Genomic DNA, 3174 nt, shown 5'->3' with positions numbered 1-3174 from the left:
GCTGCAATCTCTCACCTCTTTACTGGGCGCTTACAGCGGCCGTATTGGTGAAAACGAAAAAGATGGTTTGGTCATCAACCACTATGTAAATGCAGCAGAGAGCCAGTTCAAACAACTCGGCTGGCATACTGATAGTCCCCGCGACCTGTTCCTCGGATCACGCATTCTCCCTATGCTGAATGTTGGCATTCACCTCGATGATTGCCCGCTGGACAACGGCGGATTGCGCGTACTCCCCGGCACACACGAACAGGGACTCTTAAAACTATTATTCAGAAAAAAATATTTCATCGACAATAATCCGGATGAAAAAGAAGTGGGCTTCGACATTGAAGCAGGCGATCTGACCGTACATGATGGGCGCCTCTGGCATCGGGTACAACAATCACCCTACACCGGCGAAAAAAGCCGCAGAAGAGTGATGTACATTCCCATCATCACCGGCGCTTATCAGCCTAAAACGGCCAATAGCCCTACTCCCTTTTATCATAAGCTGGCACATCTCAAACAACATCTCTACGGCGGCAGACCACAGTGGGCAAACGTAAAGGCCAGCACGGAACGTCTCGCGGAAGTAAACACACCATCTCTCTAAAAAATAACAAGTATGTCATACGCATTAATAACCGGTGCAGCCAAAGGAATAGGAAAAGCCATTGCTGCACAACTGGCAGAAAGAAACTATCACTTATTACTGGTAGATATAGATGAAACAACTTTAGCAGCTACCGCAGAAGAACTGTCCGCACAGTATCACGTACACGTACATACGTTGCACCAGGATTTGTCACAACCCGATGCATTGCTAAAAGTGACCACCTGGACCAGTACCTATCATGATGTGCTTTCTGTAGTGGTGAACAACGCCGGTTATGGCATCAATGGCGCCTTTGAACAACTATCCCTGACGGAACAGTTCAATATCATTGATGTAAACATCAAAGCACAGGTGGGCCTGTCATACGCTTATATACCGGTACTGCGCAAATTTCCAAAAGCATACCTGCTGAACCTTGCCAGTACCACCGCTTATCAAACAGTACCCTACCTGAATATTTATGCTGCTACCAAAGCGTTTGCGCTCTCATTTACACGAGGATTAAGACATGAACTCAGGCATTCCCCGATCTCTGTCAGCGCCCTCAGTCCCGGCAGTACCGACACCGATTTTGTGAACAGGGCCCGCATGGGCGATTATACCCGCAACGTAGCCAACCGGTTTAACATGACGCCGGAAAACGTCGCAAAAATTGCGGTAGACGGGCTTTTTAAAGGCAAAGCAGAAATTATCCCCGGCTTCACCAATAAGCTGAACGCCTGGCTACCAAAATTCTTCCCCAAAGCATTTGTGGAAAAAATTGCGGCCGGCATTTACCAACCCAAAGAAAAAACAGCAAATGAAATAGTGTTAACTACGTAGGATCACATCGCCTGTCTATAAAAAAACTGCGTCCTCTAAAATGATGCAGTTTTTCTATAGACAGGCAGGAACAGAATTTGTACTACCTGTTTAAAAGTATCATGGTAAGTGCAGGCATACATATCGGCACATCAGGATGGAGTTATCGCCATTGGCGTGAAATATACTACCCTAAAGGATTACAGCCAACCGACTATCTTTCCTTCCATGCAAAAAAATTCAAAACCACTGAACTTAATACCAGCTTCTATCATCTCCCTACCTCATCTACTGTGGAAGGATGGATACAGAAAGTGCCGGCACGCTTTTATTTCTGTCCGAAATTAAGCCGGTATATCACACATATCAAAAGACTGACAGAACCGGAAACAACACTACCGAAATTTTTCGACCTGTTTAATCCATATTTAAAACATCTGGGGCCGGTACTTATTCAGCTGCCGCCTTCGCTGGCTTTCGATGAAGAAAGAATTACGCACTTTTTCGGGACGCTGAAAAAAGATTATAGTGACTATCATTTTGCGTTGGAAGCACGTCATGAAAGCTGGCTGGATCCGCAGGTGACCTCTTTATTACAGCAATACAAAATAGCCTGGGTAATCGCCGAATCCGGCAACCGATGGCCCTATGCGGAAACCATTACGGCCAAACATATTTACCTTCGTTTCCACGGCCCTAATGGTAAATACAATGCGCTATACAGTGATAAAACAATGCAACACTATGCAGAAAAAATAAAATCCTGGCAACAACAAAAACATAGCATATGGGCTTTTTTCAACAATGATGGGCATGGCTATGCTTTACAGAATGCGCTACAGCTCATTGAACTAGTCAAATAACACCTGTTCATCTGTATAATACGTCTTCCGCCCTCCGCCAATATCTTTCTTAATCGCCGCGCCACCAGGGCTTTCCGTTAGTTTGGAATTATGCACCAGCATAAAATCCCTCACCTCTCCGTTAATAATATCAGGTTTACTTTTCAGTATTTTTTTCTCTGCCTCCTCCAAAATTTTCTTAATTGATTTCAGCAATACTTTTATTTGTGCTACTGGAATTTTATTGCAAACAGAAAAAGGAGAAATCTTTGCATCCCATAAAATATCATCTGCGTATGCATTGCCGATGCCCAATACATTATGCTGGTCGAGCAGGTATTTTTTTATCGTGATCTTTTTCTTGCCCAGCTGTGTTTCCAGATAGCTTTCATTAAACGCTTTGGACAATGCATCAGGTGCAGTCTTCTCTTCCGGATCAAGGAAAATGTTGGCGGCGCCCTGGAAATCCGTCAGCACCAGGCCGGTACCATCTCCAAATAATAATTCAACAATGGGGTATTTCTCTTCATTTTTTTTCTGGAAGAGATATAACTTGCCGTGGAGCATTAAATGCATACCTAACACATGACCATTCTTAAATTCAAAATGCAATTCTTTACCTACTCTTCGTATATGCTCCAACGTTTGACCCTCCAGGGCCGATTGTAACGCTTCGGGTGTGGCATGCAATTTCTTCGCATTCTTAACAGTCAGTGACTTCAATTTTTTATGTAACAGCGCTTTTTCCAGGTTATGGCGAAAAGCCTGCAAATCGGGTAGTTCAGGCATGACTTAATTTTTATGAAAAATTAAAGATTATGGGGCAAATAATAAAGGGGCGGTAACGGGAACCGCCCCCTTTTCTTATGGCAGTTTTCTATTCTTACGAAACAATACTTCAAAGATAAAATACCCCACATAGCGAGCTATGCT

The 3174-nt window shown here is 43.9% G+C and carries 4 protein-coding genes; 3 read left to right on the top strand and 1 reads right to left on the bottom strand.

Annotated features, from left to right (window positions below):
- From VIP81_RS23515 to VIP81_RS23505, 3 genes are all read left to right on the top strand, one after another.
- A partial coding sequence (locus VIP81_RS23515; RefSeq protein WP_331967123.1) for a phytanoyl-CoA dioxygenase family protein occupies nt 1-595 on the top strand: 595 nt, incomplete at its 5' end.
- Nucleotides 596-607: 12 nt separating this feature from the next.
- A complete protein-coding gene (locus tag VIP81_RS23510) occupies nt 608-1420 on the top strand; it encodes an SDR family oxidoreductase (RefSeq protein ID WP_331967121.1) in 813 nt (270 codons plus the stop codon).
- A 101-nt stretch (nt 1421-1521) separates the two neighbouring features.
- A complete protein-coding gene (locus VIP81_RS23505) occupies nt 1522-2262 on the top strand; it encodes a DUF72 domain-containing protein (protein WP_331967119.1) in 741 nt (246 codons plus the stop codon).
- On the opposite strand, the gene VIP81_RS23500 is transcribed toward VIP81_RS23505, so the two are convergent.
- Complete coding sequence (locus tag VIP81_RS23500) at nt 2251-3030, bottom strand: DNA-formamidopyrimidine glycosylase family protein (protein WP_331967117.1); 780 nt, start codon at nt 3028-3030, stop codon at nt 2251-2253. The two genes, VIP81_RS23505 and VIP81_RS23500, sit on opposite strands and share 12 nt — an antisense overlap.
- Nucleotides 3031-3174 lie beyond the last annotated feature (144 nt).

This window comes from Chitinophaga sp. (assembly GCF_036566945.1).
Classification (GTDB): domain Bacteria; phylum Bacteroidota; class Bacteroidia; order Chitinophagales; family Chitinophagaceae; genus Chitinophaga.
This window is presented reverse-complemented; position numbering and strand designations above follow the sequence as displayed.

Coding starts and splice junctions, on each gene's coding strand:
- VIP81_RS23510 (WP_331967121.1), top strand. CDS start 608: ATGTCATACGCATTAATAACCGGTGCAGCCAAAGGAATAGGAAAAGCC.
- VIP81_RS23500 (WP_331967117.1), bottom strand. CDS start 3,030: ATGCCTGAACTACCCGATTTGCAGGCTTTTCGCCATAACCTGGAAAAA.
- VIP81_RS23505 (WP_331967119.1), top strand. CDS start 1,522: ATGGTAAGTGCAGGCATACATATCGGCACATCAGGATGGAGTTATCGC.